This is a genomic window from Aneurinibacillus sp. Ricciae_BoGa-3, assembly GCF_028421645.1.
In the GTDB taxonomy this organism is placed as follows: Bacteria; Bacillota; Bacilli; order Aneurinibacillales; family Aneurinibacillaceae; genus Aneurinibacillus_B.
Map to the genome: position 1 here is coordinate 326665 of NZ_CP116888.1, position 21978 is coordinate 348642.

The 21978-nt window shown below is 37.3% G+C and carries 18 protein-coding genes; 15 read left to right on the forward strand and 3 right to left on the reverse strand.

All coding sequences use genetic code 11. The features are described from left to right. Positions 1–3: 3 nt before the first annotated feature. The 4 genes from PP175_RS27240 to PP175_RS27255 all read left to right on the forward strand — a co-directional run bounded on the left by PP175_RS27240 (position 4) and on the right by PP175_RS27255 (position 6705). Complete coding sequence (locus tag PP175_RS27240; RefSeq protein ID WP_272444229.1) at positions 4–1152, forward strand: stalk domain-containing protein; 1149 nt, start codon at positions 4–6, stop codon at positions 1150–1152. Between the two features lie 93 nt (positions 1153–1245). After that, entirely contained in the window at positions 1246–3324 is a 2079-nt protein-coding gene (locus PP175_RS27245) for a type IA DNA topoisomerase (RefSeq protein WP_272444230.1), read from the forward strand. Positions 3325–3543: 219 nt separating this feature from the next. Further along, positions 3544–4521 (forward strand): hypothetical protein, encoded by a 978-nt coding sequence (locus PP175_RS27250; protein WP_272444231.1) that lies wholly within the window; start codon positions 3544–3546, stop codon positions 4519–4521. A 21-nt stretch (positions 4522–4542) separates the two neighbouring features. Beyond that, complete coding sequence (locus PP175_RS27255; protein WP_272444232.1) at positions 4543–6705, forward strand: type IV secretory system conjugative DNA transfer family protein; 2163 nt, start codon at positions 4543–4545, stop codon at positions 6703–6705. Positions 6706–6839: 134 nt separating this feature from the next. On the opposite strand, the gene hpf is transcribed toward PP175_RS27255, so the two are convergent. Next, positions 6840–7370 carry a ribosome hibernation-promoting factor, HPF/YfiA family gene (gene hpf / locus PP175_RS27260; RefSeq protein ID WP_272444233.1) on the reverse strand — a complete coding sequence of 177 codons (531 nt, stop codon included), beginning with the start codon at positions 7368–7370 and terminating at the stop codon, positions 6840–6842. Positions 7371–7634: 264 nt separating this feature from the next. On the opposite strand from hpf, the gene PP175_RS27265 reads away from it, so the two are divergent. From PP175_RS27265 to PP175_RS27285, 5 genes are read left to right on the forward strand one after another with little or no spacing between them, the layout of a single operon-like run. Then, positions 7635–8159: a hypothetical protein gene (locus tag PP175_RS27265; protein ID WP_272444234.1), complete on the forward strand. Its 525-nt coding sequence runs from the start codon at positions 7635–7637 to the stop codon at positions 8157–8159. Between the two features lie 20 nt (positions 8160–8179). Beyond that, entirely contained in the window at positions 8180–9187 is a 1008-nt protein-coding gene (locus tag PP175_RS27270) for a hypothetical protein (protein ID WP_272444235.1), read from the forward strand. After that, complete coding sequence (locus PP175_RS27275; RefSeq protein WP_272444236.1) at positions 9144–11057, forward strand: LTA synthase family protein; 1914 nt, start codon at positions 9144–9146, stop codon at positions 11055–11057. Before PP175_RS27270 ends, PP175_RS27275 begins: the two co-directional genes overlap by 44 nt. 33 nt (positions 11058–11090) lie before the next feature. Next, entirely contained in the window at positions 11091–11396 is a 306-nt protein-coding gene (locus tag PP175_RS27280; protein ID WP_272444237.1) for a DNA methyltransferase, read from the forward strand. Then, entirely contained in the window at positions 11393–12283 is an 891-nt protein-coding gene (locus PP175_RS27285; RefSeq protein WP_272444238.1) for a DNA-methyltransferase, read from the forward strand. Before PP175_RS27280 ends, PP175_RS27285 begins: the two co-directional genes overlap by 4 nt. Positions 12284–12373: 90 nt before the next feature. Here the strand turns inward: PP175_RS27285 and PP175_RS27290 are convergent, their stop codons facing one another. Continuing rightward, positions 12374–13696: a replication-relaxation family protein gene (locus PP175_RS27290; protein WP_272444239.1), complete on the reverse strand. Its 1323-nt coding sequence runs from the start codon at positions 13694–13696 to the stop codon at positions 12374–12376. Positions 13697–13952: 256 nt separating this feature from the next. After that, a complete protein-coding gene (locus PP175_RS27295) occupies positions 13953–14180 on the reverse strand; it encodes a hypothetical protein (protein ID WP_272444240.1) in 228 nt (75 codons plus the stop codon). Positions 14181–14433: 253 nt separating this feature from the next. On the opposite strand from PP175_RS27295, the gene PP175_RS27300 reads away from it, so the two are divergent. The 6 genes from PP175_RS27300 (at position 14434) to PP175_RS27325 (ending at position 21907) form a co-directional block, all read left to right on the forward strand. Continuing rightward, entirely contained in the window at positions 14434–15216 is a 783-nt protein-coding gene (locus PP175_RS27300) for a helix-turn-helix domain-containing protein (protein ID WP_272444241.1), read from the forward strand. Between the two features lie 226 nt (positions 15217–15442). Continuing rightward, positions 15443–17044, forward strand: coding sequence for a CpaE/TadZ family protein (locus PP175_RS27305; RefSeq protein WP_272443381.1), 1602 nt, complete (start codon positions 15443–15445; stop codon positions 17042–17044). 21 nt (positions 17045–17065) lie between these two features. Next, entirely contained in the window at positions 17066–17902 is an 837-nt protein-coding gene (cpaB, locus tag PP175_RS27310) for a Flp pilus assembly protein CpaB (RefSeq protein WP_272443382.1), read from the forward strand. Between the two features lie 71 nt (positions 17903–17973). Continuing rightward, entirely contained in the window at positions 17974–19401 is a 1428-nt protein-coding gene (locus tag PP175_RS27315; RefSeq protein WP_272443383.1) for an ATPase, read from the forward strand. A 32-nt stretch (positions 19402–19433) separates the two neighbouring features. Further along, on the forward strand, positions 19434–20831 hold the full coding sequence (locus tag PP175_RS27320; protein WP_272444242.1) for a TadA family conjugal transfer-associated ATPase: 1398 nt from the start codon (positions 19434–19436) through the stop codon (positions 20829–20831). Positions 20832–20968: 137 nt separating this feature from the next. Next, complete coding sequence (locus PP175_RS27325) at positions 20969–21907, forward strand: type II secretion system F family protein (RefSeq protein WP_272443385.1); 939 nt, start codon at positions 20969–20971, stop codon at positions 21905–21907. The last annotated feature ends 71 nt before the right edge of the window (positions 21908–21978 follow it).

Consider the following 21978-nt stretch of genomic DNA (forward strand, 5'->3'; position numbering starts at 1 on the left):
ACGATGAAGAAGCTAAAACAAACTATCATACTTACAGCCTTACTTGTGGGGGCTTCAAGTCTACCCGTTTTTGCAAGTGGCGTAAACATGAGCAACATCCAAACCCCTCAGCCTACCTTCTATAATAGTGATAACGCAAACTCCCAACAAAACGTACAAACACTGTCCCAAGAGAATCAAAAAATCGATTTGGATTTACAAAACCGAAAAAAAACACTCGAACAAACCGTCTATGCACGAACCTTTTCAAGTTTATCACTTAGTGAAAAATCGATATTGCTTGAAAAGTATTTTTCGGTACGTGCAAATTTGTATAAAGAATCGCAAAAAAAGGTGCTCTCTTTAACCAATCCATCTGATTTGAACAGTCTTCAACAAGCCCTACTAACGGATAGCGATAATGAAAATAAAGATAACCAATTGCTCATGGCTTTATTTCAGCAAACACAAGAGAAAAAATCGGGGGAGCAATCGAAACTTCAGATTCAAAACATGAAAAATTTAGTTGCACAGTTGGTCGTTACGTATAAAGATTTTCGCAATGCAGGACGAAATCTGCAGAGTTTAATGACAGCGGAAATGAGTGCTTTTAATGCCCCGCAACTAACACTCCTAAACAAATTCAGTCAGCAATATGAAATAGGTGGAGACCAGCAACAAGCCTTAAAGATACAGGAGAAAATATTAAAGCTCACAAATGGTGATACGACTGCGTATGAAAATGTTGCACGTATCCTTCAAACACAAAATAAATCGTTCTTCTTTGTTGATAACGAAGTGATTCAAACGGATACACCTTTGTTGTATCGAGATGGGAATGCTTATATCGAGCTACGTGATGTAAGTAAAGTAAAAGGGTTTCATGTGTCCCTAATAGGGGATACTTTCCGAGTACAGGAAAGGGACAACCTCTTGTCTATCAACATGAAAGATAAAACGGTATCGCTGAATGGTATGGCTATCGGAAAAGATATTGCCGTGATGGATGGCAATAAGGTTTATCTGCCATTAAACAATCTTTTCTCCATGTTTCATTATCAAGTGAACTGGAATGAACAGCTTGCAAGTATTATCATTCAAAAAGAGGTGTATCCGTTAAGTGAAATTGACAGGGTTAACCTAAGTGATGTAGCAAACGTCGTGCTACAATAATTTTTTTGTAAAATAAAATTGACTATAATATATGCATATAAGATAATGGTATATAGTTAATAGTTTTTATCGGAGAAAGAGAGGGAAATAATCATGAAAGCTTTGTTAATTGCGGAGAAACCTTCTTTAATGAATGAAATTAAAGAAGTCTATAAAAAACTTGGGCATAAAGATACCATTACGTTTAAATCCTTTGCAGGACACACGATGGAATTAAGGGAGCCACAAGATTACAAATCTGAATGGGGGAAATGGGATTTATCTGTGTTGCCCATGATTCCTGAACGGTTTGGATACAAACCGAAGAAGGACAAACAAGCGATGTTTAAAGAGCTTAAAAGCGAGATTCAAAATGGTGATTATGATTATATCATCAATGCATGTGACCCTGGTCGAGAAGGACAGCATATCTTCTTTAGTTTTTATGATAGCCTTGGTGTTAAACTGCCTGTAAAACGCATTTGGCATGAAGACTTAACGGAAAATGAACTAAAACGGGCTTTGGACAATTTACGGGATGAAAACGAACCCGCCCTTAAGAATATGACCGTCGCTTCAAAATATCGAGCCTATTTTGATTGGTTAATTGGTTTAAATGGCACAAGGGCGGTTACCTTAGTTGCCAATAAAAAAATCAATGTAGGACGAGTGATGACACCTGTCCTCAAAATTCTTGTGGATAGAGAACTGGAACTTCGTAATTTCGTACCGAAAGATTTTTGGGAAATTGAAGCGGATTTTGGAAAATACAAAGGCATCTATTTCGATGAAGCGAATGAGAATGAAACGAAATTCTTTGAGAAAGCAAAAGCAGAAGCCAAAGTTAAACAGTTCGGCAACAAAGGGACAGTTGTCAAAGTTGAAAAGAAAAAGGAAACGAAATATGCGCCTGGACTGCATTCTCTACAAGAATTGTCCAATGAAGCAAACCGAACTTTCGGATATACAATGGCAGAAACCTTGAAAATCGCCCAAGACTTATACGAGAAGAAAATTCTAAGCTACCCAAGGACGGATTCTCCCTATATTACCGAGGCAATAGCCAAAGAGTTTCCGAAGTATCTAAAATCGGTATTATCGGTTCCTGAATTGAAGGATAAAGCTTCTTTGGTCATGAAAGATACATCTGTTTTAGCGTCTGTAGCAAAAAATAAGAAATATGTAGATAACAGTAAGGTTTCAGACCACTATGCCATCATCCCGACAGGTGTCTCGGTTGATTTAAGCAAGCTTAGTGCCAAAGAACAAAACATTTTTTCGATGGTTTGCAGGCGGTTTTTGGCTATCTTCTTTCCTCCTATGGTTACAAACAAAACCAACATTGTTACGGAAAGTAACGGTCATAAATTTAATACGACAGGCAGTGTACTCGTAAACATGGGTTACATGGAGCTTTATACGTATAAAGGCAATGACAACGTTCTTCCAGATGTCAACAAAGGGGAAGTGTTTGACCTAAAGGGAACCAAACTACTTCAGAAGAAGACCACTCCACCGCAACGCTATAACGATGAAACATTGGGTAAAGCAATGGAAAATGCGGGGCGTTTTGTGGAAGATGAAGAATTGTCCAGCGTGTTAAAAGAAGCAAAAGGGTTAGGTACACCTGCTACGAGGGGCGGTATCGTAGAGAAGTTGGTTAAACTTGAAATGATAGAACGTAAAGGTTCTGGTAAGGTAAAATCCTTCCACGCCAAAGATTTTGGTATTGAAATCATCCAAAGCTTAAACGGAAAAGATATTACGCTACCTGAGCTAACCGCCACATGGGAGCAAAAACTATCTAGTATTGAAGACGGTACCTATCAGCCAAAAGATTTTTACGATGAAATGATAGTGTATGTGAAACAAATGATGGATGATTTTAAGCATACCCATGTTTCCGTTTCCCGTACATCCGATAAAGAAGTCTTGGGTAAATGCCCGAAATGCCAAGCAAATGTGGTAGAGGGAAAGAACTTTTATCTTTGCGCTAATTACAAAAAATCCTGTGACTTTATCATAGGAAAAGAAATGCTAGGCGCAAAAATTTCTAAAACAGAAGTGAAAAAACTACTAACTGGAAAAGAAACGAAGGAGTTAGAATTTACCTGGAAATCGGGTAAGAAGGGGAAGGCGAAACTAAAAGTAAATGGTTCAATATTAGACTTTGTGTTTACGAATAAACGCTAAATTATTATCACGAATTCGGCGTAATAGGATAAACCCTTGTTTTATATGAGGTGAATTATCACCGAAACGGAGTAATGGAGTCTCTCTATATGGGAGGCTCTTTTATTTTATCAACCATTCTCGACCTGATTATTAAACCTGATTCTACATATTATGTATATGAGCATAGTCGAATGTTGACCTATAATTGACCAGAAACAATAAAAAGGAGGGATACATGTGGGCAGTAAAGAGCCGAAAAAGAACCGACTTCCAAAGCTTAACCCAAACAAAAAAGTCGTGGTTGGTCTATTAACCGTAGGCATTGTAGCAGGCATAACTATCAGTATTTATAGTTCGAAATCCATGCTGAATACTCATACGTCCTCGCCTAAAGGGATGCAAAAAGTAACCCATACAGCGGTAGCACCCGTACAACCAAAAGTAGAAATAAATCCATTGGATGGAAAACCAGAAGCACCTTCTCCTGATAAATCCGAAATGGATATAGCGACCGCAAAAAATGCTGAAAATCAAGCACGAGACAGTCTACGTAAATTTGATTTTGCAGGGGCAAATGCGACGTTACAGCCTTTTGCTGATAAGTATAACTTCATTAACAATGCCAAAGGGTTAGCGGATTTACAATATGATGCTTCGTTAATGTCCAATATCAATGGAGATGGCGATGAACCCGCTACGCCAGAGGGTACTGTCAATATTGTAAAAGGATTGCATGACCCAGAGGATGTCTTAATTGGTTTTTTAACCATGAATCAGGATGAGCGAGAAAAAGTAGTAGCCAGCTTTGATAGTTTAGACCCCGTTCCGAGTCAAAAACAACTAACGGTTGTAGACAAATCCATTGAATCAGGTTCGATGTTAAAGGAGATAAAATTATCGCTCCCTGACACAAAAATGGTCTATAAAATCAAATTTGTTTTGGATGGACAAGCCTATGACGGGTATGTCATGCAAAATGCAGATGATTCCCTACAATTGTACGGCATTTTTGACCCCACAGGAAAAGCTTCAGGTTTTACCGTTGGTCAGTGGAGACAAATGAGAGAAAATCTTCAAAATGGCAAAGGGGTATTAGATGGGATAGACGTGAATACCCCAACAAATACGCAACCTGATGCATCTGGTTCGTCCCAACAAACCTCTTCTGCTGAGAATCAAACTTCTACAAACAATACGAACACAATCCATCCATAAAAATAGAAAGGAGTTGAAAAAGTGTCTGACCCGAAAGAAAAACTAAATAAAGTCATGTTGTTTGTAACCGAACAGCATAGTGCGATTATGACAGGTTTATTTACCTTGCAGATAGCTAATTTTTTATCTGGTTATTTATTTCATCAAGGAATCTTTGTAATTACCGTTGCCTTATTTTTCCTGTTATTTTTAACGTTTGCGATAAGCAAAGACTATGCAAATGAGAAAAACAAGAAGTATGGATTTACCATACTTAAACTAGCGGTGGTTGTCTTTTTATTTTCGCTGGTTAACAATCTTTTCTTGTTAGCATTTGGCTCGACTAGTGAGACAAAAGCAAGTTCTCTATTCAAATTGAGTTATTTTCTCAATGTCGCCATTGGCATTTCGTTATTTGCGCTAATGAGAAAAGAAGAGACAAAGAAATTTTTAGATGACTTCTATCAAAACTCTTTAATAGAAAAGTTGGGATTTGGAAAAAAATCCGATACGACGAGAAGGTCAGGAGATGTCAAACTAGCTGTTAATATTGAGACAAAGAAAGACGAAGTTCTCCTCTTTAAAGACCGCTTTCTTCATATGCTCATTTTAGGACCTACTGGTTCAGGTAAAACGTCTCAAACGATTATCCCAATGATTAATCAAGATATGCAAAACCTTGAATGTGGAATCACGGTAATCGAGCCAAAAGCTGACCTTGCTGAAAAAGTGTATGCAATGGCGCAACACTATGGAAGAAAGGTACTTTATTTCAACCCTATCCTGCCTGATTGCCCATACTTCAATCCGCTATTTGGTAAGGAAGAAGATGTTGTTGAAAATATCGCAACCACCTTTAAAATGTTAAGTGGTGGAGATTCAAGCCAATTCTTCCAAGACCAAAATGAAATCTTGCTACGGAATGGCTTAAAAGTATTAAAACGCATGATGGGAAATGACTGTACGTTCATAGACCTCTACACTCTAATTGCCAACCCTGGTGGAGTAGGGCGGAAAATGGTCATGTCTTTTTCAAGATTGAATGTGGATACCGCTGAAATTGCAAAAGAAAACTCTGATATATCCGCTTATTTCTTGAACGATTACTTCAATGAAAAATCAAAGACGTATGAATACACTTCTGGAATACGAACTGCGGTTGCCAAAATCGTATCCAACAAGTACCTACGAAAAGTACTGAATCCACCTGCAGGAAAAAATGACATCGACTTTGATAAACACTTAGAAGAAGGCGGAGTGATTGCGATTGCTACCGCACAAGGTACATTGAGAGACTTAGGACGTTACCTTGGCTATTTTATTATTCTTCAATTCCAAGCCTCTGTTTTCAGAAGACCAGGAAATGAAAATACAAGACGAGCACACTTCTTATATATTGACGAATTCCAAGTTTATGCGAACCCTGGATTTGCTGATATGCTCACACAAGGTCGTTCCTACCGTGTGGCTAGTCACTTGGCTACTCAAAACCGTGCATTGATAGGGATGGGTAGAGGACAAGAAGGGAAGGACTTCATCGAACTGGTTTCTACAAACGCCCGCAACATCATTATTTATCCTGGTGGTAATGCGATGGATGCCAAATTCTATTCTGACCAGTTTGGTCAAATCTTAAAAAGAACCGTTCAAAAAGGCATATCACGGGCAAAGTTCAACCCCATTTATGGATTTCAAAAAATCAGTTATCCAAATGAGAGCCTAAGAGAAACAGAAAAGCTGGAAGCCCGTTTTTCTCCTTCTGACATTATGTATCGTGAATTTGGATATATCACCTATTGTATTATCAAAAACAATAGTATTCAGACACCAGCCGTTGGTAAAATTGAATACATTCCTAAAGAATTGAATGATAAACTCGATAAAATGATAGAAGAATACAACGAAAACATCTTCAAGAAACCCTACATTCAAGAAAAAGAGCCAGAACAACCTGTTGCCGTTCAACCTTCTATTCAACAGCAAGATGTTGTTGTAAAAGAGCAGGCGGTTGATAATTTCGTTGCTTTTGAAGAAGAAACTCCTGCAAAAACACCTAAAGAAAATAAAGATTATGTTCCTCTAGATGAAGAATATACCGATGACTTCGTGTTACAATCCACACCAAAGAGTGCGAGTACAGGTAAGGAAGGGGATTCACCGAAAGAAATCAAGTTTATGGATGATGAAGAAGATGAATTGATATAAGATAAAGTGAGATATATTCTTCTTTAATCAATACTTTTTCACGCCACAAAAGAATTATTATGACTTAAACATAAAAAATTCGTACTTCTTCACAAAAAAAATGACGCCTCTACAGAGTAGAGGCGTCATTTTTTTTAATATAGACTTTCAATAATTCCATAATTACCATCTTTCCTCTTATATAAGAGGCACATGGTATCGGTGTCTGGGTTGAAGAAGATAAAGGTTTGATGATTTAGTGCTTCCATTTGAAGCAAAGCTTCTTCTTCCGTCATTGGTTTTAAATCAAATTGTTTTCGCTTAACAATTTTAGGTTTTTCATTTTCTGACTCAGGTTCCTTAACTTTTCGCTCCGACATGAAACGAATGGAACGGTGTTCTTGTCCTTTAAGCTTATCTGCCGTTTTACTTAGTTGATACTTCATTTTATCAACCAGTATATCAATGGCGATATAAAGGTCGGATGTTGTCTCGTCGAGTTTAATGACGGCTCCATTGAGATAGGCAATTGCTTCAGCCTTTCGGAATCCATTTTGGGTTGATACATTTACTCGAATGGCTTTATCTTTGTCTGCATATTTTTCGAGTTTTTCGAACTTTTCTTCAATATATGCTTTAATTGCTTTTGTTAACTCAAAGTTTTTAGCTGTAATGATTACTTGCATAGCCCTTAAAACCCCTTTCTACTAGATGTCTGTGATGATTAAACGTTAATAGAGCAAACAAGAGATTCAAAATCTTGATTTTCTCAATTATAATATACTATATACAATAGGTCAATTAAACTTGACTATAATCAAACTCTATCAGGTAGGAGGTAAATCGAGTGTGGGTGAACCGCTTTTATAACGAGGACTGTGTAGGAGATAAGGGGATGGCAACCATGCTAACTTTTTTGAATAAATCAAACGAGAAAGGAGCTTAAACGCTTGGAAGAAAAGGAATTCATGAATGAACCAGAATTGAAGAAATCCAAAATCTATTTTATGGATGCGACACAGATGGCGAAAGTCACAGGGAAAGGTTCTCTAATGGCAGTACTAGGTATTAGCATGTTCGGGATTATGTTTTCAGGTATAACCTGGTGGGCAAAAGCTTTATTTGGATTAGGTGGTCTTTTTGCCTTTGTTTTTACCTTCTATGACATGAAATACATGATGGGGCTTCGAAAAAATCCCTTTCAAAGTTCCTTTAACAATAAGACCTTTCAATATTTCAATGAGTTTGAAGGCAATAAAGTTTTAGATGTAGACCAAATACGTGAAATCAAAGTGTATCGCAGAGCGAAAGATGCCTTTCTGTTAGAAATTTTCCTTAACAATAAAGTCAGAGAAGAAAATGTAAACATTGCTGGATTTGATGCGCAAACCAAGCAAGAAATGTTGGATGACTTAAAAGCCATGAATCCCACTATCCTTTTTACTTCCTATCACAAAGATGAAGAAGCGAAATAGGGCAGAAGGGAGTTTATAGCGTGGTACAACACAATCATATTTATCACGGTAATAGCAAAGAAATTTTAAAAACCTTTCCTGACAATTATTTTCACTCCATTGTTACCGACCCTCCGTACGAAATAGCGTTTATGGGAAAGGAATGGGATGGGACAGGAATCGCTTATGACGTAGATTTTTGGAAAGAATGTCTGCGTGTTTTGCGACCAGGAGGACACTTGGCTTCTTTTTCTGCTACCTCAACGTACCACAAAATGACGATGGCAATTGAACAAGCAGGTTTTGAAATTCGTGATAAAATCGATGTCTTTTACGATGGAAACGAGGATTTGAAAAACTTCCTCCTATCCTTACAACCCGAACAGGTAGCCGCTTTCGAGCGACTTGTTAACCAACAAAATGACTTAGGTATGTTGAGTTGGATATACGGACAAGGCATGCCGAAAGGTGAAAATGTCGCAAAAAAGATGAGGAAGTCACAATCTGCAGAAGCGGAGCAAGAAGCAACCAAGTGGATTGGGTGGAATACCTCACTAAAACCAGCCAACGAACCGATTTGTCTTGCAAGAAAACCCCTTCAAGAAAAAACAATCGTTCAAAACCTTTTAAAACATGAAGCGGGTGCGTTAAATATCGATGGATGTCGGATACCAAGAGGTGAGGATGACCGATTTGAATATGGTGTCACGGGAAACCAAAAAGCAACAACGGGTGAGTATGGAATATACGGACATTATGATGCCACTGCGTATGTACCGCATAAAGAAGGTAGGTATCCATCTAACGTGATGATAGATGAAGTCACAGGACAAAAAATAGATGAACAGCATGCCAATCAAAAACGCTCGAAATCTCATTCTCGACTACCACAAGCCAGCCGATTCTTTTTCTGCTCAAAAGCCACAAAAAAAGAGCGGAATTGGGAAGAAGAACTCTTGCAGATACGTTCAGATTTAACACAAGAACAACGTGACTATGTTTTGGGTGAACTTAAAAAATCTGGTATTAAAGAATATAAGGAAGGGTGAGCTATTTATCAAGAAGTTTTTCCAACATCCCTTTGTGGATGTATCAGTCTTTGTTGTATTGATGTATTTGAAGATTGTACTTTTTGCAAAGGAAACAGATGTATCAGGCTTGTTTTTAACAAATCAAGGAAAAGCGTTTAGTATCTTTTCAATATTGTTGATAGGTTTCGCTTTTTACTTTCTGTCTACAAAAAATCGAAGGATAGGACTTGTTGTTACTGATTTGTTTCTTTCTTTTTTCCTTTTTGCAGATATCTTGTATAACCGATATTTCCACGATTTTCTCTCTATTGCAGTAATCTTCCAAATTGGACAAGTGGATGCCATAAAGACTTCGATTTATCAACTGATTCACTGGAAGGATTTCGTTTTTTTTATTGATGTTTTGGTTCTAACTCCAATCATTTTCATAAAAAAAGAGGCAATAGGTGAAAAAAGAAAGCCCGCATCTTTGCAAAAAAAGATTATAACTATCACATCTTTTCTAATCATTGGATATTCAGCAGTGTATTTTTCTGACCAATCTTCTCTGGGTTTTGAAAATCGCAATTCAAACCACGTTACTTCCTGTTTGATAGGTGTTTTCAACTATCATTTGTTAGATATTTTCTACTTCACAAAAGAAAAAATAACCGCTCCTACCGTAACTCCTGAGGAATTAACAAAAATTAAACATTCCTTTCAATCCGAACCCACACCAAAGGATGCACTTTATGGAATAGCAAAAGGGAAGAACGTCATCATGATTCAAAATGAATCATTATCGGGCTACCTGGTCGGACTAAAAGTAAATGGACAAGAAATAACTCCTCATATTAATCAATTGGTAAAGGAAAGTTACTATAATGATAACTACTATCAAGAAGTGGGCGATGGACACTCTTCGGATGCTGAAGTAGAGGTATTAAACTCTATTTATCCATTAAAGCAGGGAAGTGTTAGTGTTCTTTATGGACACAATGACTACAATAGCCTTGCGAATATCCTCAAAGACAATGGATACTATACGATGTCTGCACATGGATACAGCGGGGTTTTCTGGAACCGAATCAATACACATAAAGCCTATGGATTTCAACGCAGTGACTTCCAAAATAAGTTCACGGTCACATCTGATAATCAAATTGGTTGGGCGATTTCTGACAAAGGTTTCTTTGAACAAAGCGTCGATAAACTCGCAGAATTACCAAAACCGTTCTTTAGTTATTTAATCACTCTCCAAAATCACACGCCTTTCACACTACCTGCCAATAAAAAAGAATTGTCATTAGGAAAAATGGAAGGAACGCCAATAGGGGATTATCTACAATCCTCTCATAATATAGATGAAGCGGTAGGCACGTTAATCGAACGTTTAAAAGCAAAAGGATTATATGACAATACCGTAATTGTTATGTATGGCGACCATAATGCCGAATTTAGCCAGGAAGATTTGAAGCCTTTATTTCCTTCGATTCAACCCTATCAGTTGGTATCCACAAAACGTGTACCACTCATTATTCATTTTCCCCATAATCAAGTCGTTAAAAAAGACCATCAGCTTACAGGACATATTGACGTAACGCCATCGATGCTTCATTTGCTAGGTATTCAAGCAAAATATCCATTCTTTTATGGACAAGACTTGTTCAGTCAAGTAAAACAACGAAAAATTCCTTTTCAGGATGGTAGTTTTCTTGCGGATAACTACTTTTTTATGAACAATGGTATGGATTTTGAGCATGGATATGCAATGGATATGAATACTGGAAAAGAGATTAAGAAAACGAAACAAATGAAAGATATTTATACAAGAGTACAAGAAGAGTCACAAAACTCCAATCTCATTGTAAAAAGAAATCTTATTAAAAAATTAGAAGCTACACCTTGATAAAGCGTTTGAATGAAAAGAGGAGGTATGAAATTGGGATATAGAAGAAGCGATATACCTGAACATTTACGGGTGTATTTCGAAGGGAGTGGTGATAGGGTGATTCGTGTAAACGAATCACCCTACTTAACCGTGAAACCCTTGCATTTAATCGAACAGTTGGTTCGCATGGTTACGCCTCCTGGTGGGGTTTGTTTAGAACCGTTCTCAGGAAGTGGAACGACGCCTCTTGCGTGTGCAGTAGCAGGTGTCGATTTTGTAGCCATTGACCAAGAAAAAGAGTATGTCGAAATGTCTAATGATAGAGTGGCATCCTATCGAGTAAGAAAACCATCATGAAGCCACAATTACTGATTCATGGAGACAGTAGGGAAGAATTGAAAAGTTTGGAACCAAACTCCATCGACATTGTCCTATCTGATATTCCTTACAACATTTCATTTGATGAATGGGATGTTCTTCACCAAAACAAAAACTCCGCCTTACTTGGAAGTTCTCCTGCTCAATTAAAAAACGCTTCCTTTAAAAAGAGGGGAAAGCCTATAAACGGTTGGTCAAAAGATGACCGCAATGCTTCTTACGAATATTATGAGTGGTGTCGTAGTTGGATAAAAGAATTGTATCGTGTAACCAAGGAAGGGTCACCGATTCTTCTTTTCTCCTCACGTCGTTATTTGCATCGAGTAGCCAGCGCATTAGAAGATGAAGGGTTTGTCATTCGGGATATCCTTATATGGGAAAAAGATAAAGCGCACAAAAAAGCACAACGAGTTCAAAAGGTGCTAGAGAGAAGAGGCATGCATGACACGCAATTTGATAATTACCGTATTGGGAACTTAGCCCCTATTTTTGAACCCATTTTGTTTGCGATGAAACCCTATAAAGGAACGCTTACGGACTGCATCCTACGTGATAGGATTGGGGGATTTTATTGCCCTGATGGTAAAATTCCAGACAATAAATTTGTTTATCCAGCCAATCGAAAGAATGTTTTTCATCCTACTGAAAAACCTGTCGGGTTGATAAAGAACATATTAGAGGTATTCTCTTTAGACGAATCGCATGTCATTCTTGACCCCTTTATGGGAGGAGGTTCAATTCCGTTAGGGGCGAAAGAGATGAATCGTGGATTCGTGGGAATTGAAAAACAACGGACTTTTTTTCAGACCGCATATGGGAGAGTACTGAAGCAAGAGCGTATGGAGATAGAAGGAATGTACGTGTAAACAAATATGTAAACATTTAATGAAACATAAAAGAACGTTGTTTATGATTAAATAAAGACCCCCTAACAAAGTATCGGTTAGGGGGCTTTCTTATGCTTCTATTTTCATGGTCTGTTCAAAAATGCGTTCTTCCAAACCACTATTGGCAAAATGATGGATATTACCCAAAAAATCGAACTGAAAAAGAGCTTCATGAAAGGGGAGGCTATTTAATCGTTCAAATGTAGTAAAATAAACGTTTTTTACACCAATTAAATCCACCACTTTTAAATCTCGCTGGATTTGTTGTTCACTCTCTGCAATCACGATATAACAAATATCCCGATTGAATTTCCGCTTGAAGAAGGCATTGTGTTTATCCGAATAAGCGATTTTGCTAATCACGGAAAGTGGGCTATAGGAATACTCGTCCACAACGAATTCCTGAACCCGCTTATTCTCAACCAAAATATGATTGTTGTCTTTGACTTTTCGGATATAAAGCCCATGTTCGGTTCCTTCAAAAGTATCTTTAAGGATATAGCCACTCGCAACATCAAAACTGTGTTTTTCAGTGAATATCTGCTGAATAGAACGGTAGATAGGAAGTTCCCCTTTTAAAGAGGGGATTAATTTATCATGGAGGAGTGTAAGCAGTTCCTCTTTTGTGCCAATGTAGATTTCAAAATCTGCATCCATAATATCAATGATACGTTCATAAATGGTATATCTTACGAGGTCTGCCCGTTCCTGCGTACGAGCGGTTCCATCACAGATAAAAAGCACCACAATTTTTCTTTCTTTATAGGCGTATTCTCTTGAATTTAAAAAGTTTCGGTAGTTTTCCCATTTCTCAAAGAGTTGTTTTTTACTTTCCGTTGCCATGTCCATTTCAATAAAAAAATCCGTATCAAGCATGGTTATCATACCATCAGGTCGGATACTGGTAAATTGACCCACATATTTTTCATCGTAATACTTCCAATTAACTCCTTCATTTTGAAGCATAAAATCGATAACGAATTGATTTTGATGGACTTGGTGATTAATGTTCTTAGGATAAATCTTTAGCTCGGATGCTCGATAATAGCCTCGTTTTACAACTTGTTTTTTCGCATCGTATATATTAGTAGGTAAATCAAAGCAATAGCGAATCACTTCAATACCTAGAGGAGTTAAAAAGTAAACAGGTTCAGACTCACCAAAGATTTTTGTGATTCTTTCTACCTCTTCTATTAAATGAAAAGAAAGTAGCTCACTGATTTTTTTTATCGCTGTTTCATTGGAAATAGCTTCATTGGTCAGTAGAGATTTACTGTAATGTAATTGATAAAGTTGTTGTTGCGTTAAACAACGAAACATGTAAATCGAACGTAATGCTTCAACATCCCTTTGAGAAAGAGATTTTAGAATATCTTTGATGGCATTTTTCATTCTCTTCCCCTCTCTCTTTAACGGTTTCATTATAATAAAATGCCTTTACTCCTATTGTATGTAAAGGCATTTTAAAACATAATCAACTATGGATTTGTGTAGGTTGTAGGAGGTAAGTAGGAAGGATAATATTATCGTGTGTTGACTTTAGGCTTAATTATAAAATAATTGCATAAAAATTATTTGACTTTAAGCGAAATCGTTGCTATTATAGACTTGTAGTAACGAGAGCGTTATACAGCCATGATATTGAATGCTAATTTTTGATATGTTTGTAAAAATAAGTATCAATTGCATTTAAAATCTTCTTGGTTGTTTGAAGCCCCATTCGCTCTAACTGATATTCCAGATTTAAACCGCTATATTTGGCTTCAACCATCTCAGCGATTTTTGCACAAAGTTCATAGCGATTGTTGGATTGTGTTTCCTGGATAGCAGTTTTAATGAGTTCTTTTGTACCTCTTGTAAGCTTAAAATCAGACACGATAATTTTTCCTCCTTTATATAAATCTTTATTGACTATAGTCTATATTATATGTGAATAACCAAAATCAGTCAACCGATATTGGTTTTAGTCAATGACACGATTTCGTCGATTATAAAGGAATAAATTTGTGGATATAATAATAGCAAATAATAGAAAAAAATCAGGTTAGATAATTCATCTTTACGCTTAACCAGGTTCAAATACTTAATCAGTTTTAAGAACGTTTCCACAATCAGAGGAGGTAAGGGTTATGGCAAGTCCAGAGGAAAAAAAAGGCTGGTATGAAAAATTTGTTGATAAGGCAAAAACTTTAGAATTAAGCAGTGTTTATCCACTCATTGAACAAGTAAAGAAAGCAGAAGAAGCAGAGGCGATAGCTGAAGAAACGCAGGAGCCTATTCCAAAAGAAGCGCATAAGCAAGCTGTTGGTAAGCTTGAACAAATGATTGGGGAACTTACATTAACCGATGAAGAACTTGATAAAGTATTAAATAACTTCGAGTTTCGAATCGACAAAGAAAAAGACGTTCCAAGCGAGAAGGCATTTGAGTTTGTTAAAGGGAGATTTGAGCGGAAATTTCGTTTGCTTTCCAATCGCATTGAACGAGCGATTACAGAAGGCTTCGGCTCTTACATTAAGCAAGTAAGGAAAGGGAAAGGTTTATCCCTTCAAACCGTTGCGGATTTAACAGGAATTAGTCCTTCCTATATCAATCGTATCGAGAAGAGTGAGCGAAAAGCTCCTAGTTATCGAATCATTGAGAAACTTGCTAAAGCCTTTGAGGTTCCGATTGAAGAAATGTTGAAAATCGCTGGCATTAAAGAGGATACGACGAAGGTTCAAGGTTTTGCTCAAGTTATCTATTCAAATGGATTTACTATCAACGGACGACTTATCCCAAATAAACAAAAAGAAATGATTGTAGAAATCATTACAAAAATGGATGAAGCAGTTTGGGGTAATGATACAAAGTATAGAGAGTCCATAGAGTTGATGGAACTTATCAATAAGTACAAGGAACTTGATAAGTAATTGACATTTATAAGTCAAAATCATGAAAACATAGGGGAGCAATATGCCCTGTGTTTTTTTATTTTCTTGTATATTGAATATAATACATAAATGAATATATATTGAATAAAATCAATAAGATTATCGAACAAGGTCAAACAGAAAACACATTGAGTGAACGATTTAATCATGGAATAATGAATTCACAATGATTTATGTCAATCGGAAAAGGAGGTGTCGAAAGAACATGGAGAAAATTTTATTAGCGGTAGGTTTTCGTCAATTGGAAGATTTCTTAGAAAAAAACCTTAAAAAAGAATTTCTCTTCGTAGGGACAACGGTGTATAGGGAAGGCATTATTCGGGCTATTGGGCAGAAAAATCCTGATATCGTGGTTATTCGTGAAACGCTGGACGGGAAAGAAAATATCCTTAGTATTGTCTATGAAATACGAAATAAATTCCCTAAAAAACGGATTGTGTTTATTGCGGGAAAACGTGAGCCTGGTGATGCTCTACTTGCTACACTTGTTAACTACGGTGTCTATGACATATTGCAAGGAGAAAAGGTACGAGCGCAAGAGATTGTCGCTTTGATTCGCAAACCAAACGAATACAAGGATGTCCAGCACTTACAACCTGTTCCTGTCTTGGATGAAAGAAAAAATGAGGTTTTATTTCAAGCCCCAACAACGGTTGTTCAAGAAAAGGAAATTATCAAAGAAATTTACATTGATTCTTCCAAGACAGTTAAGGAAACAACGCCTCAAAACGAACCCCCTGTGTTGGTCAAACCTGATGTTCCAGTAGAAGTACCAGTAGCGGAAGTAATGGAACCTGTTAAAGAAGAAAAGGATAAAGTGGAGAGCGTCCAAGAAGTACCCCCTCAGAAAAAAAGAGTAAAAGAATCACCGCCAGAACCGCCGAAAGAGCCAGCTAAACAAAAAGAACCGCCAAGGGAAGCAACAAAAAAGAGCTTCTTGGATAAGTTAAAGACGAAATCCGATATTAGCAGTTCGCTTGGACAAAAAATGGTGGCAACCACCAAACAAAAAATCATCACATTCATAGGTAGTAAAAGCGGCGTTGGGAATTCTTCTATCGCATTTAATACTGCGTTATCTTTGGCTCGAAAAGGTTTACGGACAATTTTTGTAGAGTTTGATGACAAAACACCATCTGTTAGTTACTGGTATGAATTAGGTCATCTGGAGAACGGCATCGATTCAGCTTTAATCGCTTTGGAAAACAATCAGTTTGAAAAAGTAGAAGAAGCGGTTATTAAATCAGAAGATTTAAAGCAAGCAGAAAGCCTCATGCAAAAAAATTACAGGAAGTTTCCCTCAACATTAGACTTCTTATTTTTCTCCAAAAAGTACCTAACCAGACAAAGCGGTGATGAAATTGAAAACAGAGTAAATCTGTCACTTTCTAAAGAATTATTCCTCTACCTCATGTTCCAACTGGATTATGACTTCATTATTTTAGATGTTCCGCAGGATGTTAACCACGAAGTAACCCACAACGCCTTAATTTATTCCAATAAAGTATTGCTTACACTTACACAAGATGTCAGTACCATTGGCTATTCTATCTACAAATTAAACGAAGTAGCCAAGAAAGGAATAAATCTCGACAAAAAGCTTTACTATATCATCAATAAATTTGAGAAATCGGATTTGTCCCTAAAGGAAATAGAGGATTGGATTCAGGTCAGCAATTTAACCACGGTTCCTCTTTTTAACAAAGAGTTTATTAATGCAAACTTTTTAGGACTTCCTGTTACGCTTTACTCAAAAAATTCAAGCTTACAAACGGCTTTTCAAAAAATAGAAAAGTTGATTGTTTAAAATCATAGGAGGTGTAAATCTTTGAAGAAAAAAAGAGCCATTATTTTAGGGATGCAATTAGCGATTGTTGCAGGCTTCTCCCTCGCTTTTTATAACTATACGCAAAATGAAGTTCAACCCAAGCAGGTCTATGTCTTTAATAAAGACATTGGGGTAAATACGCAAGTAACCCAAGCGGATTTATCAGCCGTCTCAATTCCATCTAAAGCGGTATCTACGAATTTTGCTGTTAATCCCAAAGATATTGTGGGGAAATACCTGAATTCAAACGCTTATAAGGGTCAATATGTGTACAAGCAAGAATTGGTGCGAAAAGACCAAACAGACCCATTTGCCAGCATGGATATGTCTAAATTACGAAAAATATCCATCCCTGTCACTTACGTAGATAGCTTCGCTGGTAACATCAAACGAGGAGACAAGGTTGACCTCGTATTTACGGGCGAAGGAACCAAAAATATTGGTGGACAACAAACACCATTTAAGTACTCAAAAGTCTTCCTACAAAACGTTTACGTATATAACGTAGCAACCGATGATGGGTACAAATATGTTGACCACTCCACCAAATCCAAAGCTGAAATTGCGGGAGCTAACGCTTCAAGTCAAAAAATTGATACTTCTAGCTCTAACAACAAAATCGGCATTGTTACGTTGGCTGTTTCTTTAGACCAAGCAGAAGAAATCCAAGTAAGAGAAAATGGCGGAAAAGTAAGCATGGTTGGGCGTTTTGACGACAACCAATCTTATGAAACATTAGGCTTTGTCTTGGGTGATTACAGCAAAGTATTTGCAGATAAAGCAAGTGCTGAAACAGGAAGAGCAACTATCGTAGATAATAACCAGTACCAAAAATAAAAGGCAGGGAGGTGCAATGAAAACACGCTGTTTGCGTTTATTTCGATGTGAATGGCGTGTTTTCACTTCTAATGAAAAAAGTGTTAGTAGCAACAGGACAAAAAATAATTGATGAAACGATTGCAAAATTTGAAGGGTATGAGGTCGTTAATGCGGTAGAGTACAAAAATGAAGTAGTGGAAGCCTGTGAATATTTTTCTCCTGATATTTTGCTGTTGAGCGAAGGTCTATCAGGACATGAATCCTTGCTTCAAATCATGCTTCAATTGGGCATGAAATTTCCAAATCTCCGCATAATCTATCTGGCTGGACATGTTGATTTACGGGATGAACCGAAAGTGAATGCACTTGGTGTACTCGTTATGGCAGGAATTTATGACATTATACATGAGAAGAGTATTAGTGTCCAAATGCTTAGAAACATATTAGACAACCCAAAAGATGCCGAGAGCATGTCGTATCTTACCAAACGGGTTAAAGAATCCACATCCAAAGCAAATAAGGAATCCTTGATTGAAATTGAGATTCCTCAAGAAAAAGAGAACGAAGAGGATGAAGATATCTATAAAAATTTACATGTGGTTTCCTCCATTAAGCCTGGTACAGGTAAAAGCTTTCTTTCAACAAATGTAGCCACTGCCATTGCTAACTTTGGTGTAGAAAACAAGGATGGTAAAAAACCAAGAGTAGCTCTAATCGAAGCTGACTTACAAAATCTATCCGTTGGTACACTTCTACAAATTGAAGATGATAAAAAGAACCTCAAAGCCGTAATGGAAAAAATCTCAACCATTGTAAACGAGAACGGTAATTTTGTTGGCACACTGGAACAAACCGAAGAAGTAAACACATTTATTAAAAGTTGTTTTAAGCCTTTCTATCGAGTGAAAAACCTCGAAGCTTTAGTTGGTTCACAGCTTACCTTTGAGCAAATTGAAAGCATCAAACCTTACTACTATATTTATCTTCTTGATTCCATTGCCAAAGAATACGATATCGTCGTGGTGGATTCCAACTCTTCCTTAACCCACATTACAACCTTCCCTTTACTTCAAATGGCAAAAAGTTGCTACTATGTGCTCAATCTGGACTTTAACAACGTTCGTAATAACGCTAGGTATAAAAGCATTCTAAAAGAGATGGGCATTGCCGACAAAGTGAAATATGTATTGAACGAGGACATTGTAAACGACCCGAAAGAATCATTGGCTTCGGGTTCGGATATTGAGGAACTTATTTTTACGGCTGACCATTTAGATGACTCTGATTTTAAATTAGAAGCCAGAGTGCCAATGCTTCCAAAAACAGTGTTCTTAAATCGTTTATACGAGGGAACGCCTGTTGTATTGGACGATAAAAAATACACGTTAAAAGCGAGATACGAGATTTTAAAAGTCGCCAACCAAATCTGGCCCATCAAGAATTTTAAAGAAATCGAAGAAGAATACCTAGCTTCGAAAGATGACAAAAAGCGAAAAGGCAAATTCTTTTCACGGTAAAAAAATTACGATAAAAGAGGAGGAGACAAATAGTGGAGAATGATTTTCATTCCTTTAGAAAACAAATTGCGCAAGTGAATCGGCAAAAACAAGATAACGGAGCGTTACTTGATTACGATGAAGCAATTGAAATTATTCAAGGAGAGTTAAAAGAAAAGCTAGGAACAGCAATGGAAGTGAATCAACAAACTTCTTCTAAAAAAGATGAAATTGTTATCAAAGACAAAGAATATTTACGAAGAAAAAAATCAACTTACCGACAATTACTTACTGAGATTATATTCAGCAAAAACATTCGAGTACGCGGGTATGACGGTGAAAAAACAAACGATTTTCTTGAGGAAATGGTTGGTGAATTTGCAGGTTATTCGGTTTTGGAAAACGCCTTTGCCGACCCTGAAATTTCGGATATTTACGTCATTGACTGGAAAACTATCTACGTAGAAAAGGGTGGAACGAACGTCAAATATCAAAAAACATTCAGAAGCCCGAAACATTTTAAAGACACACTGGAACGATTTATGCGGGAAGCAGGTAAGGAAATCAACCTGGGTGATAAGAAGATTGTGGACTTTGAACTCTATCAAGACAGGGGTTGCGCCACATCTCCTAGTGTATCGCCACGAGATTATTCCTTAACCCTGCGTAAACACGCAGAAGACCACATTACCAGAGAACAACTCATTGGTTGGAATGTGTTAACTGAGCAAATTTCCGATTTTCTTGGCATGTTGATTGTAGGGGAATGCAACATCATCTATGCTGGTCTTACAGGTTCAGGTAAAACCACAACGATTCGTGCTTTACTTGACCATTACGTCACGAAAGCCAATAAACGGATGCTTGTATGTGAAGATACACAGGAGTTATTTCCGAAAAATGACCATACGTTGGAGTTGGTATCTGTTAAAAGTGATGATAAAGCCCAAGCGGTTCCGTTAGGCAAATTAATCATTACGGCACTTCGTTTGAAACCCAAATATATCGTGGTTGGAGAAGTGCGGGGAGAAGAGGCAGAAGCCGCCGTTGAAGGCATGGAGACTGGACACAGCACGATTTTCACCATGCATGGAGGAAATCCGTGGAATATCGTTAACCGCCTTGTAACCAAATACCTGATGGCAATGCCTACACTTGGTATCGACGTTGTAGAGCGTATCATTGGTTCTGCAGTAGACTATGTAGCTATCCAGGATAACATCCCAGGTGTTGGACGGAAAATAACCAGCATTTGTGAAGTTAATTATGACTTTACGAACAAACGTGTGGATATCAAGACCATTTTCCGATACGACTTTAGAAAAAAAGATTTTGTGTTAGAAGGAAAAATTTCACAAGATAAAGTGGATAAAATGTTACGACGTGGTATTCCACTTGAAGAGTTGGAGAAATGGATGGAAAAACCCGAAGAATTAGCCAAAACCGCATAAAGCATTTTTTTTATTCCTTGCTTTTTGACTATATGCTATATTCAACTAAGGGTTGATTATAATATATCTGGAATGAAATGCGAGGATATATCTATAATCTCATAAACAAAAACTATTGAGTAAAGGCAGGTGAGCAAATGGGATTATATGTAGTCATCTTTATTGTTCTGATGCTGATAACCATCCTGATACGCAATATGAATGGGAAATCTGACAGCGTAATAGATAGACGAAAACAACAGTCGAAAAATATTCTTCGTGAGAATGTATTAAAGAAATCATTGGAACGATTCTCCGAGCAAAAAGTTAAATTCTCCAAGCGATATGCAATTGAAACACTTTGTTTGCAAGCTGGATATCATTTATCTTATGCAGAGTATCTCATGATGTCAATTGGTTCGGCAATAGGTGTTGCTATCTTAGTTGGGATTATCATGAATAACCCTCTTTTAGCCATCATGTTCCTGGTAATTGGATATATGTTGCCAAGACAGGTCATTACCTTCTTAAAAAACAAGCGGGTTAAGATGATGGAACGCCAGATAGGTCCGTTCATGCAGATGGTTATCAAACGGTATGAAACAACAAGAGATTTTAGTAAATCTCTTAAACTAACACTGGATGAATTCGTAGGTGAAGAACCGATGTATTCCGAAATTAAGCAAACGGTGTTGGAAATCCAAGTAGGGGTTCCTGTAGGTGAGGCTATGGATAACATGGCACGGAGAACAGGTAATAAGTATATGGCTCGTTTAGCCGACTATTATAAAATTGCCTCCTCTTTGGGTACAGATGAAATTCGCAAGAAGCTGTTAACTCAAGCGTATTCACAATTTGAGGAAAACAGAAAAGCAAAAGCCTCTATGAAAAAAGAACTGGCAGGTCCTGTCAGAGAAGCCTACATTATGTTAGGTTCCATTCCAATGTTCGCTATCTATCAAATCATGACCAATGACACCTATGTTTCTTTTATGACGCAAACCTCTACAGGTAGGATTGGTACGGCAGTAATTTCAGCGGTATTAATGGGTTCTATCTGGTTTGTTAACGCTAAAATAGGTGCGCCACTTGAATAGAAAGGGAGGTAGTGAATCGTGCAACTGGTCTACAGTGTCATCGTGCTTGTTACGTTGTTCTTTTTAGCTAG